The 16,417-nt window shown below is 54.0% G+C and carries 13 protein-coding genes; 6 read left to right on the forward strand and 7 right to left on the reverse strand.

Annotated elements, in window-relative coordinates:
- The first annotated feature begins 26 nt into the window (after positions 1–26).
- Positions 27–1,760: a phosphoethanolamine transferase CptA gene (locus tag A7589_RS07620; RefSeq protein WP_000556329.1), complete on the forward strand. Its 1,734-nt coding sequence runs from the start codon at positions 27–29 to the stop codon at positions 1,758–1,760.
- Between the two features lie 162 nt (positions 1,761–1,922).
- Entirely contained in the window at positions 1,923–2,774 is an 852-nt protein-coding gene (locus A7589_RS07625) for an AraC family transcriptional regulator (protein WP_000274606.1), read from the forward strand.
- Here the strand turns inward: A7589_RS07625 and A7589_RS07630 are convergent.
- The 5 genes from A7589_RS07630 to A7589_RS07650 are packed head-to-tail and all read right to left on the reverse strand — an operon-like array spanning position 2,761 to position 7,710.
- Positions 2,761–3,102 (reverse strand): PTS fructose-like transporter subunit IIB, encoded by a 342-nt coding sequence (locus A7589_RS07630; protein WP_000323855.1) that lies wholly within the window; start codon positions 3,100–3,102, stop codon positions 2,761–2,763. The genes A7589_RS07625 and A7589_RS07630 overlap by 14 nt on opposite strands.
- A 1-nt stretch (position 3,103) precedes the next feature.
- Positions 3,104–3,982 (reverse strand): [formate-C-acetyltransferase]-activating enzyme, encoded by an 879-nt coding sequence (locus tag A7589_RS07635; RefSeq protein WP_000204106.1) that lies wholly within the window; start codon positions 3,980–3,982, stop codon positions 3,104–3,106.
- Entirely contained in the window at positions 3,948–6,245 is a 2,298-nt protein-coding gene (locus A7589_RS07640; RefSeq protein ID WP_000184791.1) for a formate C-acetyltransferase, read from the reverse strand. The genes A7589_RS07635 and A7589_RS07640 overlap by 35 nt, the downstream gene beginning before the upstream one ends.
- A 50-nt stretch (positions 6,246–6,295) precedes the next feature.
- Positions 6,296–6,616 carry a PTS fructose-like transporter subunit IIB gene (locus A7589_RS07645; protein ID WP_000161265.1) on the reverse strand — a complete coding sequence of 107 codons (321 nt, stop codon included), beginning with the start codon at positions 6,614–6,616 and terminating at the stop codon, positions 6,296–6,298.
- A 14-nt stretch (positions 6,617–6,630) separates the two neighbouring features.
- Entirely contained in the window at positions 6,631–7,710 is a 1,080-nt protein-coding gene (locus A7589_RS07650; RefSeq protein ID WP_001004463.1) for a PTS fructose transporter subunit EIIC, read from the reverse strand.
- A 308-nt stretch (positions 7,711–8,018) separates the two neighbouring features.
- Here A7589_RS07650 and ptsP point away from each other — a divergent pair, with 308 nt between their 5' ends.
- The 4 genes from ptsP (at position 8,019) to A7589_RS07670 (ending at position 13,200) form a co-directional block, all read left to right on the forward strand.
- Positions 8,019–10,520, forward strand: a complete 2,502-nt coding sequence (ptsP, locus tag A7589_RS07655) for a phosphoenolpyruvate--protein phosphotransferase (RefSeq protein ID WP_001185143.1) — start codon at positions 8,019–8,021, stop codon at positions 10,518–10,520.
- An 11-nt stretch (positions 10,521–10,531) separates the two neighbouring features.
- Positions 10,532–11,194 carry a fructose-6-phosphate aldolase gene (gene fsa, locus A7589_RS07660; RefSeq protein WP_000424833.1) on the forward strand — a complete coding sequence of 221 codons (663 nt, stop codon included), beginning with the start codon at positions 10,532–10,534 and terminating at the stop codon, positions 11,192–11,194.
- A 10-nt stretch (positions 11,195–11,204) separates the two neighbouring features.
- Positions 11,205–12,308, forward strand: a complete 1,104-nt coding sequence (gene gldA / locus A7589_RS07665; protein WP_000373988.1) for a bifunctional L-1,2-propanediol dehydrogenase/glycerol dehydrogenase — start codon at positions 11,205–11,207, stop codon at positions 12,306–12,308.
- Between the two features lie 274 nt (positions 12,309–12,582).
- Positions 12,583–13,200 (forward strand): DUF1287 domain-containing protein, encoded by a 618-nt coding sequence (locus A7589_RS07670; protein WP_000647903.1) that lies wholly within the window; start codon positions 12,583–12,585, stop codon positions 13,198–13,200.
- Between the two features lie 26 nt (positions 13,201–13,226).
- On the opposite strand, the gene yijE is transcribed toward A7589_RS07670, so the two are convergent.
- Positions 13,227–14,132, reverse strand: coding sequence for a cystine transporter YijE (gene yijE / locus A7589_RS07675; protein ID WP_001143321.1), 906 nt, complete (start codon positions 14,130–14,132; stop codon positions 13,227–13,229).
- Between the two features lie 96 nt (positions 14,133–14,228).
- Positions 14,229–16,409 (reverse strand): catalase/peroxidase HPI, encoded by a 2,181-nt coding sequence (gene katG / locus A7589_RS07680; RefSeq protein WP_001296626.1) that lies wholly within the window; start codon positions 16,407–16,409, stop codon positions 14,229–14,231.
- Positions 16,410–16,417: the final 8 nt, after the last annotated feature.

Raw genomic sequence — 16,417 nt, forward strand, 5'->3', positions numbered from 1 at the left:
GCTATTATCCAAAACGGGTTCTTACTATGCATTCCACTGAAGTCCAGACTAACCCCCTTTTTAGCTGGAAAGCCCTGGGTTGGGCACTGCTCTACTTTTGGTTTTTCTCTACCCTGTTACAGGCCATTATTTACATCAGCGGCTACAGCGGCACCAACGGCATTCGCGACTCACTGCTGTTCAGTTCGCTGTGGTTGATCCCGGTATTCCTCTTTCCGAAGCGGATTAAAATTATTGCCGCAGTGATCGGCGTGGTGCTGTGGGCGGCCTCTCTGGCGGCGCTGTGCTACTACGTCATCTACGGTCAGGAGTTCTCGCAGAGCGTTCTGTTTGTGATGTTTGAAACCAACACCAACGAAGCCAGCGAGTATTTAAGCCAGTATTTCAGCCTGAAGATTGTGCTTATCGCGCTGGCCTATACGGCGGTGGCTGTTCTGCTGTGGACACGCCTGCGCCCGGTCTATATTCCGAAGCCGTGGCGTTATATCGTCTCTTTTGCCCTGCTTTACGGTTTGATTCTGCATCCGATCGCCATGAATACGTTTATCAAAAACAAGCCGTTTGAGAAAACGTTGGATAACCTGGCATCGCGCATGGAACCTGCCGCCCCGTGGCAATTTCTGACCGGTTATTATCAGTATCGCCAGCAACTTAACTCGCTGACGAAGCTGCTGAATGAAAATAATGCATTACCGCCACTGGCTAATTTCAAAGATGAATCGGGTAACGAACCGCGCACCCTGGTACTGGTGATTGGCGAGTCAACCCAGCGTGGACGCATGAGTCTGTACGGTTATCCGCGCGAGACCACGCCGGAGCTGGATGCGCTGCATAAAACCGATCCGAATCTGACCGTGTTTAATAACGTGGTTACGTCTCGTCCGTATACCATTGAAATCCTGCAACAGGCGCTGACTTTCGCCAACGAAAAGAACCCGGATCTGTATCTGACGCAGCCGTCGCTGATGAACATGATGAAACAGGCGGGTTATAAAACCTTCTGGATCACCAACCAGCAGACGATGACCGCCCGCAATACCATGCTGACGGTATTTTCGCGCCAGACCGACAAGCAGTACTACATGAACCAGCAACGTACGCAGAGTGCACGTGAATACGACACTAACGTGCTGAAGCCGTTCCAGGAAGTGCTGAAGGACCCCGCGCCGAAGAAACTGATCATCGTTCATCTGCTGGGTACACATATCAAATACAAGTACCGTTACCCGGAAGATCAGGGCAAGTTTGATGGCAATACCGATCATGTCCCACCAGGATTAAGCGCAGAAGAGCTGGAGTCGTATAACGATTACGACAACGCTAACCTGTATAACGATCACGTGGTGGCAAGCCTGATTAAAGACTTTAAAGCGACCGATCCGAACGGTTTCCTGGTTTATTTCTCTGACCACGGTGAAGAGGTTTACGACACGCCGCCACACAAAACCCAGGGGCGTAACGAAGATAATCCGACGCGCCACATGTACACCATTCCGTTCCTGCTGTGGACGTCGGAAAAATGGCAGGCGACTCATCCGCGTGATTTCTCGCAGGATGTCGATCGTAAATACAGCCTGGCAGAACTGATCCACACCTGGTCGGATTTGGCGGGCTTATCTTACGACGGTTACGATCCAACCCGTTCGGTGGTGAACCCGCAGTTCAAAGAAACCACCCGCTGGATTGGCAACCCGTATAAGAAAAATGCGCTGATCGATTACGACACTCTGCCGTATGGCGATCAGGTGGGTAATCAGTAATTATCAGTCAGGTGCTATTTGCCGGATAAGGCGTTTACGCCGCATCCGGCAATACAACTGCCGCAATGTTTACATCGAACTCTCATCAGGCCACACTTTTCAGGTGGCCTTTTTTCATAATGCCAGTTACTGTTTTCCCGTCTACATACCTAAGGGAATAACATGTATCACGACGTCAGCTATCTGCTCTCCCGCCTGATAAACGGCCCGCTGTCGCTGCGCCAGATTTACTTTGCCTGCACCAACGGTCCGGCTCCCGATCTCGCATATCGGGTCGATTTTCCACGGCTGGAAATTGTGCTGGAAGGTGAGTTTGTTGATACCGGCGCTGGCGCAACGTTAGTTCCCGGCGATGTACTATACGTTCCCGCTGGCGGCTGGAACTTCCCGCAATGGCAAACACCCGCCACCACCTTCAGCGTACTGTTTGGCAAACAGCAGCTCGGATTCAGCGTCGTGCAATGGGATGGAAAGCAATACCAAAATCTGGCAAAGCAGCACGTCGCCCGACGCGGCCCGCGCATTGGTTCATTCTTGTTGCAAACGCTCAATGAAATGCAAATGCAGCCACAGGAGCAGCAAACGGCAAGGCTTATCGTCGCGAGTCTGCTTAGCCACTGCCGCGACTTGCTCGGCAGCCAAATCCAGACCGCCTCACGCAGCCAGGCACTATTTGAAGCGATTCGTGATTATATCGATGAACGCTATGCCTCCGCGCTAACCCGTGAATCTGTCGCGCAGGCATTCTATATTTCGCCCAATTACCTCTCCCATCTGTTTCAAAAAACGGGTGCGACGGGCTTTAACGAATACCTGAATCATACACGGCTGGAACATGCAAAAACGTTGTTGAAAGGCTATGACCTGAAGGTAAAAGAAGTGGCGCACGCCTGCGGCTTCGTCGACAGTAACTACTTCTGCCGTCTGTTTCGTAAAAACACCGAACGCTCGCCGTCGGAGTATCGTCGGCAGTATCACAGTCAACTGACAGAAAAACCGACTACTCCAGAATAAGATGGGTTTGCTGCGGCGCAGAGAGCACTTTTCGTACCGCGCTCATTACCCGCTGCGGCTCTCGCAGGAACGCGTAGATACCGCACTGAACATAGCGACAATGCTCAAATCGCTCGGCACCGGCAAGCTCGATATCCGTAATCAACAGCGCGACATCTGCCCGACGGATATCCTCGTCCGCTAAACGATTCTCCGTTCCCAGCGCCCCCTGGGTTTCAATGCTGACGCCCCACTTCTCTTGCTGGCATAATTTTTCCAGCCGTTCTGCCGCCATATAAGTATGCGCCACGCCGCTGACGCAGGCGGTTACTGCCACCAGGTATGCCATTTTACCCCCCCACGGTAACCTCAAATCCGGCTCGTTCTGCCATTTCGCGCATCGTTGCCACATCGGCTGACGAGGGCGCAGAAACCTCTTTCATCGACCATGTTTTCCCCAGCAGGCGGTATTTCGGTTCACCGTACTGATGAAACGGCAACAGGTGGATTTGCCTGATATTCAGCGGGATCAGCACGTCCAGCGCCTGCTGCATATTCTCCCGGCTGAGCGTGAAACCTGGGATCAGCGGTAAACGCGGGATCACGTTGACACCTTCGCTTACCAGCAAACGCAGGTTCTCCAGCACACGTGGCAGATTCATCTTCACCACATCCCGCGCCTGAGTCGCGTCCATAATTTTTAAATCGAACAACACTTCATCGCACAATTTCGCCAACGGTAGCAGCTTGCTGGCTGGCGCATCTCCGGCAGTTTCGATAGCGCATGAGACGCCCCACAGCCGCAGTCGCTGTAAAAAACGGGTCGCAAATTCCGCCTGCATTAACACTTCGCCGCCAGAAAGCGTGACACCACCGCCAGACGTGCGAAAGAAAATGTCATCTTTCATCACTTCCCGCTCCAGCGCATCGAGGCTGATATCGCGACCAATCCGTTCAAATGCCCCGGACGGACATTCATCCGCATCACGTAAACATTTCGCGCAGTGCAGACATTTCGCCTCTCTGCGTACCGTCTGGATTTTGCCGGAGATCGACTCCGGATTAGCACACCACGGGCAAAGATGCGGGCAGCCTTTAAAAAAGACCACCGTGCGAATGCCTTCACCGTCATTCAGCGAATAACGCTGAATGTTGAAAATGCGCGCCACGTCATCGCGGCGCGTTTCCACAACGTTACAGCTGATGCGCTGTCCGGCGGATGATGTCATCCTGGATCTCCTTCGACAGTTCGACAAAGAAGGCGCTGTATCCGGCAACGCGCACCACCAGCCCGGCATAGTCCTGTGGGCGTTGTTGCGCTTCCCGCAACGTGTCGGCATTCACCACGTTAAACTGAATATGCTGCAACTTAAGCTGGGTAAATGCCCGTAAGAAGTCGGCCAGTTTGCGTAATCCCGCTTCACCTTCCAGGGTCGCTGGAGTGAATTTCACGTTCAGCAATGTACCGTTAGAAAGCAGCGTGTTATCGAGCTTACTGACTGACTTCAGTACCGCCGTTGGCCCTTGTGCGTCCTGGCCCAGCATTGGCGACAAGCCACCGTCTGCCAGTTGCTCTCCGGCAAAACGACCGTCTGGCGTCGCGCCAACCACCGATCCCAACGGGACATGAGCAGAAACGGTATACGACCCCGGCGTGAAGTAGCCACCGCGCGGGTTCTGGTATTTTTCCACTTCTTTGCAGTAATGGCGCAGCAGTTCGGCGCTGATGTTATCCACCTCGTCAATATCGTTACCGTATTTCTCGAAGCGGTTAATTAAGCGAGCGCGGACTTTTTCGCCTTCTGGCGTTGCGAAGTTGGCTTTTAATACCGACAGCAATTCGTCAAAGCTTAAACGCTGTTGATCAAAAATCATCCCTTTCAACGCATGGAGAGAATCGCTCAGGTTAGCGATACCTATCCCCTGTACGCCGGAGAAGTTATAACGCGCGCCGCCATCGGTAATATCGCGGCCTTTTTCCAGACAATCGCTGATAAACGACGAAAGCAGCGGCACTGGCGCCCAGTCACGGTGACCGATATCGCAAATATTGCTGCCTTCAACCATCAGAGTGATGTAGTGGCTGATCTTGGCGCGGATCTGTTCCAGCAAACCTTCATAGCTCAGTGCGGCATTACCTTCATTTTCATGCAGGCAGATTTCCATCACTTTCAGCAGGTTAAACATTGCGATGTCATGCAAGCCGTAGGTTCTGCCAGGAATAGACAACTCTACGCAGCCCACGACGGAATAGTCGCGCGCATCTTCCAGCGAAACGCCACGGTTGAGGAACGCTGGCACCACCACTTCATCGTTAAAGATTTGCGGAATACCGGTGCCGAGGCGAATGGTTTCTGCGGTTTTCATCAGGAACGGCGTGTCGATCAAGGCGTTAGTGCGCACACCAAGGTTCGGTTGCGGTAATTGTACGCTTTGATAAGCATCGAGGCAGAGGAACGAAAGCACGTTCACCGCGCTACGTCCGTTCTCGGTTAAACCGCCGAGCAGTGCGGTATAGCCGGTCGGGAAACCTGCGAAATAGCGCGCGCTGCTGGTGGAGCGTAACAGCACGATGTCGTTGCACTTCACCCATAAAGATTCGAGCAATTCTTTCAGGAACGCCGGATCTTCGCCCTGGGTTAATGATGCCTGATAGAACGGCAACATATACTGGTCAAAGCGCCCTAACGACAGCGAACTGGCGTTGGATTCGTATTGCAGAATGATGTTCATGTACCAGAACAACTGGCACGCCTGCCAGAACGTCTGCGGCTTATGTTGCGCGTTATGACGGGAGATCTCTGCAATAGTCAGCAGTGCTTCACGACGCTGAGCATCGGTGCAGTTTGCCGCCATCGTTTCCGCCAGTTCGGCATAACGCAAAATGTGTTTTTGTGAAGCTTCCAGCAGTAACAGCGCGGCCTGATAAAAGTGATTATCCGGCTGTTGCTGGCAATGTTGCTGCATCTGCGCCACCAGTTCACCCAGCCCGTGATTCAGCAGGCGCGGGTAATCAATAATGATGTGCCCCTGGCCTTTATCCGTCTGGTTGATGCTGAAAATCTGCGTGCTGGTTGCGACTTTTACTTCATCCGTCATCTGCCCGTTGATGAAATCTTTCATCGAACGTTTTTCCCAGTACGGGAACAACTCTTCGCGGTAGATACGTTTATCTTCTTCGCTGATGGCGAAGCGATCCTGCGGTCGCGTCGGGAATTGATCCAGCTCTTTCAGCAGCCAGTAAGGGTCCATTTCCGGCGACATAATCCCGGCGCGAGGTTTTACGGTGCGGTTACCGGCAATCAGTTCTTCATCACGAATCGAAATTTCAACGTGTTCCAGGATATACGCTGTGGCTTTTGCCCGACGAATAATCACCGGTTCGCCTTCGGTTTGCTTATGGCTGGCGGTATAAAGCAGCGCACGCTCCAGCGAGATTTCACGGGTATTGGCAAACAGTGCAGTTTTAAGGCGAGAGATACGATTCGTCATGAGGAACTCCTGTAGGAAAGCGAACCCGCCCTTGCGGGCGGGATAAGAACTTAAGCGGTTTGCGCCAGGTGAGCTTCAATTTTGCTCATGATGGCATCAGCGCGTTTTACTGCATCGCTGATGTTGACGCGCACGATGGTCTTGCCAGCAAAACGCTCTTCAAACTTGATGCCGATATCTTTGGTCAGAATCACCATATCGGCGCTCGCCACGTCTTCAGCAGTCAGTTCATTTTCCAGACCGATCGAGCCCTGGGTTTCTACTTTCACTTCCCAGCCTTTCGCTTTCGCGGCACTTTCCAGCGCCTCTGCAGCCATATAGGTATGGGCAACACCTGAAGGACATGCGGTTACTGCAATAATTTTCGTCATGGCTCGTTCCTCAATTAATTAATTTCAAAATCCAGATCCAGGTCGTCTTCCTTCTCATCAGTCGAAGACCCATTTTTACGCGCCAGACTTTTCAGTACGTTCACGCAGACTGCCGTCACAACCGCCCCGACAGCCACTGCCGCGATATAACCCAACTTACCTTCAACCACCGGCAGCACAATCAGACCACCCCAGCCTGCATAGCACTGCGCACCGACCAGCGCCGCAGTTACCGCACCACAAACAGAACCGACCATGATGGAAGGAATGACACGCAGCGGATCGGCAGCGGCGAAAGGAATCGCCCCTTCGGTGACGCCAACGCACCCCATCACCAGCGCCGCTTTGCCGGTTTCGCGCTCTTCAGCAGAGAAATTTTTACGACCAATCAGCGTCGCCAGCCCCATACCCAGCGGCGGGATACAAATACCCACAGCGGCAATGGCCACCACGGTATAAACCCCCTGAGCAACGCAAATCAGCATGAACGCATAGGCCACTTTGTTAACCGGACCGCCCATATCGAACGCCAGCATCAGTCCCATGATCACCGCCAGCATAACAATGCTGCCCTGCTGCATCCCCTGAAGCCACTGGGTCAGACTATTGGTCAATGCACCCACTGGCTCGCCCAGCCCCCACATCATGACGCCAGCGGTAATCAGTGTGCCGACGATCGGGATGATGAAGATTGGCATGACGGAACGCAGAACTTTATGCACCGGAATTTTCTTCAGGTAATGCACCACGATGCCGCCGATAATCCCGGCGATCAGCGCACCAAAGAAGCCCGCGCCAAAACTGTTGCCGACCCAGGCACCGATAGCACACGGAGCCAGCGCAGAGCGTTCAGCAATGGAGTAACCGATGTACGCCGCGAGGAAAGGCACCATCAGCGTCAAACCCGCGACGCCGATATCAAACAGTTTTTTCAGATTCGGATCGGCTACGGCATCCGGCACTGCGCCTTTGCCATACAACATGACGGAAACCGCCAGCAAAATACCGCCCGATACCACGAAGGGAATCATGTGTGAAACGCCCGTCATTAAGTGCTGACGGGTATTTTTCAGGATCTGCACCAACTCATTCATAAGTCGCTCCCGGGCTTAGTAAAGCCCATGTCCATATTTTTGATGGCAGAAACAATAGGCAATCGCAGGCAGGGCAAACAGTGGATAAAAAGGCCATTTACTGGATTTTTGTAATGTCTGTACAAAAATGCGATCCGCCTCATAACTTGCGTTAACTCGGAATCATGCCGGAGTGGCGCGTCTTGTGAGACGCGTCGCAAATTAGCGGTTACATTACATTTGTCCAGCTTTTGGCAGATTTGTCACATGGCAGGCCGTTGCCATGCGCTCTTATCCTGTAAACAGAAAACCGTACCGGGAGAAAGGCAATGGCCCTGATTGTAGAATTTATTTGTGAGCTACCTAACGGCGTACATGCACGTCCGGCAAGCCACGTTGAAACGCTGTGTAATACTTTTTCATCACAAATTGAGTGGCATAACCTGCGCACCGATCGCAAAGGCAACGCCAAAAGCGCCCTGGCGCTAATTGGCACCGATACGCTGGTGGGCGATAACTGCCAGTTACTGATTTCCGGAGCAGACGAACAGGAAGCGCACCAGCGTTTAAGCCAATGGCTGCGCGATGAATTTCCCCACTGTGACGCGCCACTGGCGGAAGTTAAATCTGACGAACTGGAGCCGCTGCCGGTTTCACTGACCAACCTGAATCCGCGAATTATCCGCGCCCGCACCGTATGCAGCGGTAGCGCAGGCGGCATTCTGACGCCAATCTCTTCTTTAGATCTTAACGCGCTGGGTAATCTTCCCGCAGCCAAAGACGTTGACGCCGAGCAATCCGCGCTGGAAAACGGCCTGACGCTGGTGATGAAAAACATTGAGTTTCGTCTGCTTGATAGCGACGGCGCCACCAGCGCGATTCTGGAGGCACACCGCTCACTGGCAGGTGACACTTCGCTGCGTCAACACCTACTGGCGGGAGTCAGCGAGGGATTAAGCTGCGCCGAAGCGATTGTTGCCAGTGCGAATCACTTTTGCGAAGAGTTCGCCCGTTCCAGCAGCAGCTACCTGCAAGAGCGAGCCCTGGATGTGCGCGACGTCTGCTTCCAGTTACTCCAGCAAATTTACGGTGAACAACGCTTCCCGGCACCGGGCAAGCTGACGCAGCCCGCCATTTGTATGGCAGATGAACTGACCCCCAGCCAGTTCCTCGAACTGGATAAAAATCACCTCAAAGGTTTGTTACTCAAAAGCGGCGGCACCACGTCACATACGGTAATTCTTGCCCGTTCGTTCAACATTCCGACGCTGGTTGGCGTGGACATCGACACGCTTACTCCGTGGCAGCATCAAACGATTTATATCGACGGCAACGCCGGGGCGATTGTGGTCGAACCGACAGACGCGGTAGCGCGTTATTATCAACAAGAAGCCCGCGTACAGGACGCCCTGCGTGAGCAGCAACGTGTCTGGCTGACCCAGCAAGCCCGCACCGCTGACGGTATCCGCATTGAAATTGCCGCTAACATCGCCCACTCCGTGGAAGCGCAGGCCGCATTTGGCAATGGCGCGGAAGGTGTTGGCCTGTTCCGCACTGAAATGCTCTATATGGACCGCACCAGCGCACCGGGCGAAAGCGAGCTGTACAACATTTTTTGTCAGGCGCTGGAGTCCGCCAACGGGCGCAGCATTATTGTGCGTACCATGGACATTGGCGGCGACAAACCCGTTGATTATCTGAATATTCCCGCAGAAGCTAACCCGTTCCTCGGTTATCGCGCCGTGCGTATTTATGAAGAGTACGCCTCGCTGTTTACCACGCAGCTACGGTCGATCCTGCGCGCCTCTGCTCACGGCAGCCTGAAAATCATGATCCCGATGATCTCCTCAATGGAAGAGATCTTATGGGTGAAAGAAAAACTGGCAGAAGCTAAACAGCAACTGCGTAACGAACACATCCCGTTTGATGAGAAGATCCAGCTCGGTATCATGCTGGAAGTACCGTCGGTGATGTTCATCATCGATCAGTGCTGCGAAGAGATTGATTTCTTTAGTATCGGTAGTAATGACCTGACGCAATATCTGCTGGCAGTCGATCGCGATAACGCCAAAGTCACCCGTCACTACAACAGCCTGAATCCGGCATTCTTGCGGGCGCTCGATTACGCCGTGCAGGCGGTGCATCGCCAGGGCAAATGGATTGGTCTGTGCGGTGAACTGGGGGCGAAAGGTTCCGTGCTGCCGCTGCTGGTCGGTTTAGGGCTGGATGAACTCAGCATGAGCGCGCCGTCAATTCCGGCAGCAAAAGCGCGCATGGCGCAACTTGATAGCCGCGAATGCCGCCAGTTACTCAACCAGGCGATGGCCTGCCGTACTTCGCTGGAAGTGGAACACCTGCTGGCACAATTCCGCATGACACAACAGGACGCACCACTGGTCACCGCCGAGTGCATCACGCTGGAAAGCGACTGGCGCAGCAAAGAAGAAGTGCTGAAAGGCATGACCGATAACCTGCTGCTGGCAGGCCGCTGCCGCTATCCGCGTAAACTGGAAGCCGACTTGTGGGCGCGCGAGGCCGTTTTCTCTACCGGTCTGGGCTTTAGTTTCGCTATTCCGCACAGCAAATCGGAACATATTGAGCAGTCCACCATCAGCGTGGCGCGTCTGGCAGCACCGGTACGCTGGGGTGATGATGAAGCGCAATTCATCATTATGTTAACCCTGAACAAACACGCTGCGGGAGATCAGCATATGCGCATTTTCTCGCGCCTCGCTCGCCGCATCATGCACGAAGAATTCCGTAACGCGCTGGTTAACGCCGCCTCTGCCGACGCTATCGCCAGCCTGCTGCAACATGAACTGGAACTTTAAAAGGAAACATCATGGAACTGTATCTGGACACCGCTAACGTCGCAGAAGTTGAACGTCTGGCACGCATATTCCCGATTGCCGGGGTGACAACTAACCCGAGCATTATCGCTGCCAGCAAGGAGTCCATCTGGGAAGTGCTGCCGCGTCTGCAAAAAGCGATTGGTGATGAGGGCATTCTGTTTGCTCAGACCATGAGCCGTGACGCGCAGGGTATGGTGGAAGAAGCGAAGCGTCTGCGCGACGCCATTCCGGGCATTGTGGTGAAAATCCCGGTGACCGCCGAAGGTCTGGCAGCAATTAAAATACTGAAAAAAGAAGGTATTACTACGCTTGGCACCGCTGTATATAGCGCCGCACAAGGGTTATTAGCCGCGCTGGCAGGCGCCAAATACGTTGCTCCGTATGTTAACCGCGTAGACGCCCAGGGCGGTGACGGTATTCGCACGGTTCAGGAGTTGCAAGCATTGCTGGAAATGCACGCGCCAGAAAGCATGGTGCTGGCTGCCAGCTTTAAAACACCGCGTCAGGCGCTGGATTGTTTGCTGGCAGGATGTGAATCCATCACCCTGCCCTTAGATGTAGCGCAACAAATGCTCAACACGCCTGCGGTAGAGTCAGCTATAGAGAAGTTCGAACACGACTGGAATGCCGCATTTGGCACTACTCATCTCTAAAGGAGCAATTATGGACCGCATTATTCAATCACCGGGTAAATACATCCAGGGCGCAGATGTCATTAATCGTCTGGGCGAATACCTGAAGCCGCTGGCGGAACGCTGGTTAGTGGTGGGTGACAAATTTGTTTTAGGTTTTGCTCAATCCACTGTCGAGAAAAGCTTTAAAGATGCTGGACTGGTAGTAGAAATTGCGCCGTTTGGCGGTGAATGTTCGCAAAATGAGATCGACCGTCTGCGCGGCATTGCGGAAACCGCTCAGTGTGGCGCAATTCTCGGTATCGGCGGCGGCAAAACCCTCGATACCGCCAAAGCACTGGCGCACTTTATGGGTGTTCCGGTAGCAATCGCGCCGACCATAGCCTCTACCGACGCACCGTGTAGCGCACTGTCTGTTATCTACACTGATGATGGTGAGTTTGACCGCTATCTGCTGCTGCCGAACAACCCGGAACGCGTCATTGTCGACACCAAAATCGTTGCTGGCGCACCTGCACGCCTGTTAGCGGCGGGTATCGGTGATGCGCTGGCAACCTGGTTTGAAGCACGTGCCTGCTCTCGCAGTGGCGCGACCACCATGGCGGGCGGCAAGTGCACCCAGGCGGCGCTGGCGCTGGCTGAACTGTGCTACAACACCCTGCTGGAAGAAGGCGAAAAAGCGATGCTTGCCGCCGAACAGCATGTGGTAACTCCGGCGCTGGAGCGCGTGATTGAAGCGAACACCTATTTGAGCGGCGTGGGCTTTGAAAGCGGTGGTCTGGCTGCGGCACACGCTGTGCATAACGGCCTGACCGCTATCCCGGACGCGCATCACTATTATCACGGCGAAAAAGTGGCGTTTGGTACGCTGACACAGCTGGTGCTGGAAAACGCGCCGGTTGAGGAAATCGAAACCGTCGCGGCGCTGTGTCATGCCGTTGGTCTGCCAATTACCCTGGCGCAACTAGATATTAAAGAAGATATTCCGGCGAAAATGCGGATTGTAGCGGAAGCATCTTGTGCGGAAGGTGAAACTATTCACAACATGCCAGGCGGCGCAACGCCAGATCAGGTTTACGCCGCACTGCTGGTAGCCGACCAGTACGGTCAGCGTTTCCTGCAAGAGTGGGAATAACCTATGCCAAACTCCCGGCTTGTCCGGGAGTTTGAACGCAAAATTGCCTGATGCGCTACGCTTATCAGGCCTACGTAATCTCTGCAATATATTGAATTTGCGTGCTTTTGTAGGCCGGGTAAGGCGTTCACGCCGCATCCGGCACTCTGTGCCAGTAATCTGAAACTCCCACGTTGTTCGGGAGTTTTTTATCCGCTTCTGGACACTTTCTCCACAGAACAATCGTCAGCCCGGAAGGTCGAATCTGTGACTCTTATTTTCACGGACGAAACAGATGAAAGCTTCACTGGCGCTGGTCAGCCTTCTGACAGCCTTTACCAGCCACTCCTTAAAATCTCCCGCTGTTCCACCAACCGTGGTACAAATTCAGGCCAACACCAACCTTGCCATCGCGGATGGCGCCCGACAGCAAATTGGCAGTACGCTGTTTTACGATCCGGCATATGTGCAGCTTACCTATCCTGGCGGCGATGTCCCGCAGGAGCGCGGCGTATGCTCCGATGTAGTGATCCGCGCCCTGCGCAGCCAGAAGGTCGATTTGCAGAAGCTGGTGCACGAAGATATGGCGAAGAATTTTGCCGATTATCCACAAAAGTGGCAGTTAAAACGCCCTGACAGCAACATCGATCACCGTCGGGTGCCGAACCTGGAAACCTGGTTTACCCGCCATGATAAAACACGCCCCACCAGCAAAAACGCCAGTGACTATCAAGCGGGCGATATTGTCTCCTGGCGATTAGATAACGGGCTGGCACATATCGGTGTGGTTTCAGATGGTTTTGCCCGCGACGGTACGCCGCTGGTGATTCATAACATCGGCGCAGGTGCGCAGGAAGAAGACGTGCTGTTTAGCTGGCGGATGGTGGGGCACTATCGTTATTTTGTTCAATAAGCGATCGCCCCACGTGAAGAAAAAATTCAGACCCTATTTACGCTGACGGCTTCTTTTTTCTTACGGCTCACCAGCGCCAGTGCCAGCACAATCAGCACAATACCGCTACCTTCAACCGCGCCGGGATTCTCACCGAGCAGCCACCAGGAAAAGAGTACCCCGCAAACGGGAACCGCCAGTGTGCTTAAGCTGGCGATACTGGCGGGTAAGTTTTTCAGCACGAACAACCATAAGCTCCAGGCCAGCGCCGTCGCCAGAATCGCACTGTATACCAGCGCCCAGAACACGGTGGGTTGCCAGTCAATTTCACGTTGCGGCACCAGTAAAGCGACCACACTCATCACCAGCGCCGCATAAAGCATCTGCCAGGATGTTAATGACAATAAATCCACGCGCGGATGGCGGGCATAAAGGCGTTTAGCAACAATCGCGCTCGCCCCCCAACTGACGCCGGAGAGGATTGCCAGGATGGCGCTTTTCATCGAGGAGAAATCGAGTTGCCACGGCTGCAACACCAGCAATAAACCAACGGCAGCAATCAGAATCGCGAAATATTGCCCGCGTCGCAGTCGTTCACCGAGAAACAACGCCGCGAGAATCACCACCCAGAACGGCATGGTATAACTCAGGATAGCCACTTTTCCCGCACCGCCGCTGACCAGTGCCCATTGCGCCAGCCCTACCATCCCGCAGGTTTGTAACAGGGCAATGGCTAAAGTGTATTTAAACGGCGTCGGGCGCATCCCACGACCACGTAATAAAAGGACGATGAACAGAACGAGAGCGCCGAAAATGCAGCGTAAGGCGGTAAAGTCGAAGGCACCGATGTAGCTGGTAACTTGCTTCATAAAAATCCAGCTATAACTCCAGATAAGTGTGAGCACAACCAGGCCACTGATTGCCAGTGGGTTGCTCTTTCCCGTAGTAGGCATGAGAGATCCAGCGTGTAGTAGTTTTGTTAGCGACACTATACGCCGGTAAAGAAACTTCAGCGACTGCCTGAAAGGCAGTCGCTGAAGGAGGTCAGATTACAGCAGGTCGAAACGGTCGAGGTTCATGACTTTCACCCATGCCGCCACGAAGTCTTTAACAAACTTCTCGTGGGCATCGCTGCTGGCGTAAACTTCTGCCACCGCGCGCAGGACAGAGTTAGAACCAAATACCAGATCCGCACGGCTGGCAGTGTATTTCACTTCGCCGGTTTCACGGTCACGGCCTTCGAAAAGTTCTTTCGATTCGTCGGTCGCTTTCCACTCGTAACGCATATCCAGCAAGTTCACAAAGAAGTCATTGCTCAATACGCCCACGCGGTCAGTAAAGACGCCGTTTTTGCTGCCGTCGAAGTTGGCACCCAGTACGCGCATCCCGCCCACCAGCGCGGTCATTTCCGGCGCGGTCAGTGTCAGTTGCTGTGCTTTATCAATCAGCAGTGACTCGGTGGTGGAAACATCCAGGCGAGCGCGATAGTTACGGAAGCCGTCAGCAATCGGCTCCAGCAGCTCGAACATCTCAATGTCGGTCTGATCCTGACGCGCATCGACGCGACCCGGCGCAAATGGTACATGAATGCTCAACCCTGCGGCGCTTGCGGCTTTCTCTACGCCAACCACACCAGCCAGCACGATGATATCCGCCAGCGAAGCTTTGCCAGACTCTTTCTGAATTTTCTCCAGAACTGGCAGAGCACGAACGGCTGCTGCGTTCACATCCCAGTCGCGCTGCGGCATTAATGCCAGACGTGCACCATTGGCACCACCACGTTTGTCGCCACCACGGAAGGTAGAAGCAGACGCCCAGGCCACCGATACCAGCTCGCTGACAGACAGACCAGAATCCGCAATCGCGAATTTCAGATCGATAATGTCCTGCTCGGTCGGGTTGTAGATCGGCTGCGGCAGCGGATCTTGCCAGATCAGATCTTCTTTCGGCACTTCCGGTCCGATGTAGCGAGATTTCGGCCCCATATCCCTGTGCGTCAGTTTGAACCAGGCACGGGCAAAGGCTTCGTTGAACGCCTGCGGATCGTTGAGGAAACGACGAGAGATCTTCTCGAACTCAGGATCAAAACGCAGCGTCAGGTCGGTCACCAGCATCGTCGGTTTACGTTTCTTCGACGGATCAAACGGATCCGGGATAATTTCCGGTGCGTCTACCGCTTCGAACTGGATTGCGCCAGCCGGGCTGCGGGTCTGTACCCACTCATACTTGAACAGGTTCTCGAAGAAATAGTTGCTCCACTGGGTCGGCGTCTGGGTCCAGACTACTTCCAGACCAGAGGTAATGGCATCTGCGCCAACGCCGCTGCCGTAAGTGCTCGCCCAACCTAAACCTTGTTCTTCAATCGGTGCAGCTTCCGGGTCAGGGCCAACGTTAGATGTCGGACCTGCACCGTGGGTTTTACCCAGCGTGTGTCCACCCGCGATCAGCGCCACGGTTTCTTCGTCGTTCATCCCCATGTTGCCAAAGGTCGCGCGGATAGCCGCCGCCGCCGAAAGCGGTTCGCCGCTGTGATCCGGGCCTTCCGGGTTAACGTAAATCAGCCCCATCTCGGTTGCGCCCAGCGGTGCTTTCGCCAGTGCTTCCGGATGACGGTGGGTCAGCCAGGCTTTTTCATCACCCCAGTTAACGTCGAGATCCGGTTCCCAGACGTCTTCACGACCGGCACCAAAACCGAAGGTACGGAAGCCGGAATTTTCCAGCGCCACGTTACCCGCGAGGATAAACAGGTCTGCCCAGGAGATTTTCTGACCATATTTCTGTTTGATTGGCCACAACAGGCGACGCGCTTTATCGAGGCTAACGTTATCCGGCCAGGAGTTCAGCGGTGCAAAACGTTGCTGACCACGACCTGCGCCGCCGCGTCCGTCGATGGAACGGTAAGTCCCCGCGCCGTGCCAGGCCATACGAATAAATAAGCCCGCATAGCTGCCCCAGTCGGCAGGCCACCACGGCTGAGATTCTGTCAGCAGGGCTTTCAGATCTTTTTTCAGGCCGTAGTAATCTAATTTGCTGAATTCTTTGCGGTAGTCAAAGTCCTCACCCAGTGGGTTAGAACGATTAGAATGTTGGTTTAACAGGTCAACACGGAGTTGATTTGGCCACCAGTCGCGAGTGGTTGTGCCCCCACCTGCGCTCTGGTCATGACCGCCCTGATGGAACGGGCATTTGCCGGTGGCTGTCGTGTTATGGATATCGTCTGACGTGCTCATCAATGTGC

Origin of the sequence: Escherichia sp. MOD1-EC6475, assembly GCF_003046645.1 — a bacterium.
In the GTDB taxonomy this organism is placed as follows: Bacteria; Pseudomonadota; Gammaproteobacteria; order Enterobacterales; family Enterobacteriaceae; genus Escherichia; species Escherichia ruysiae.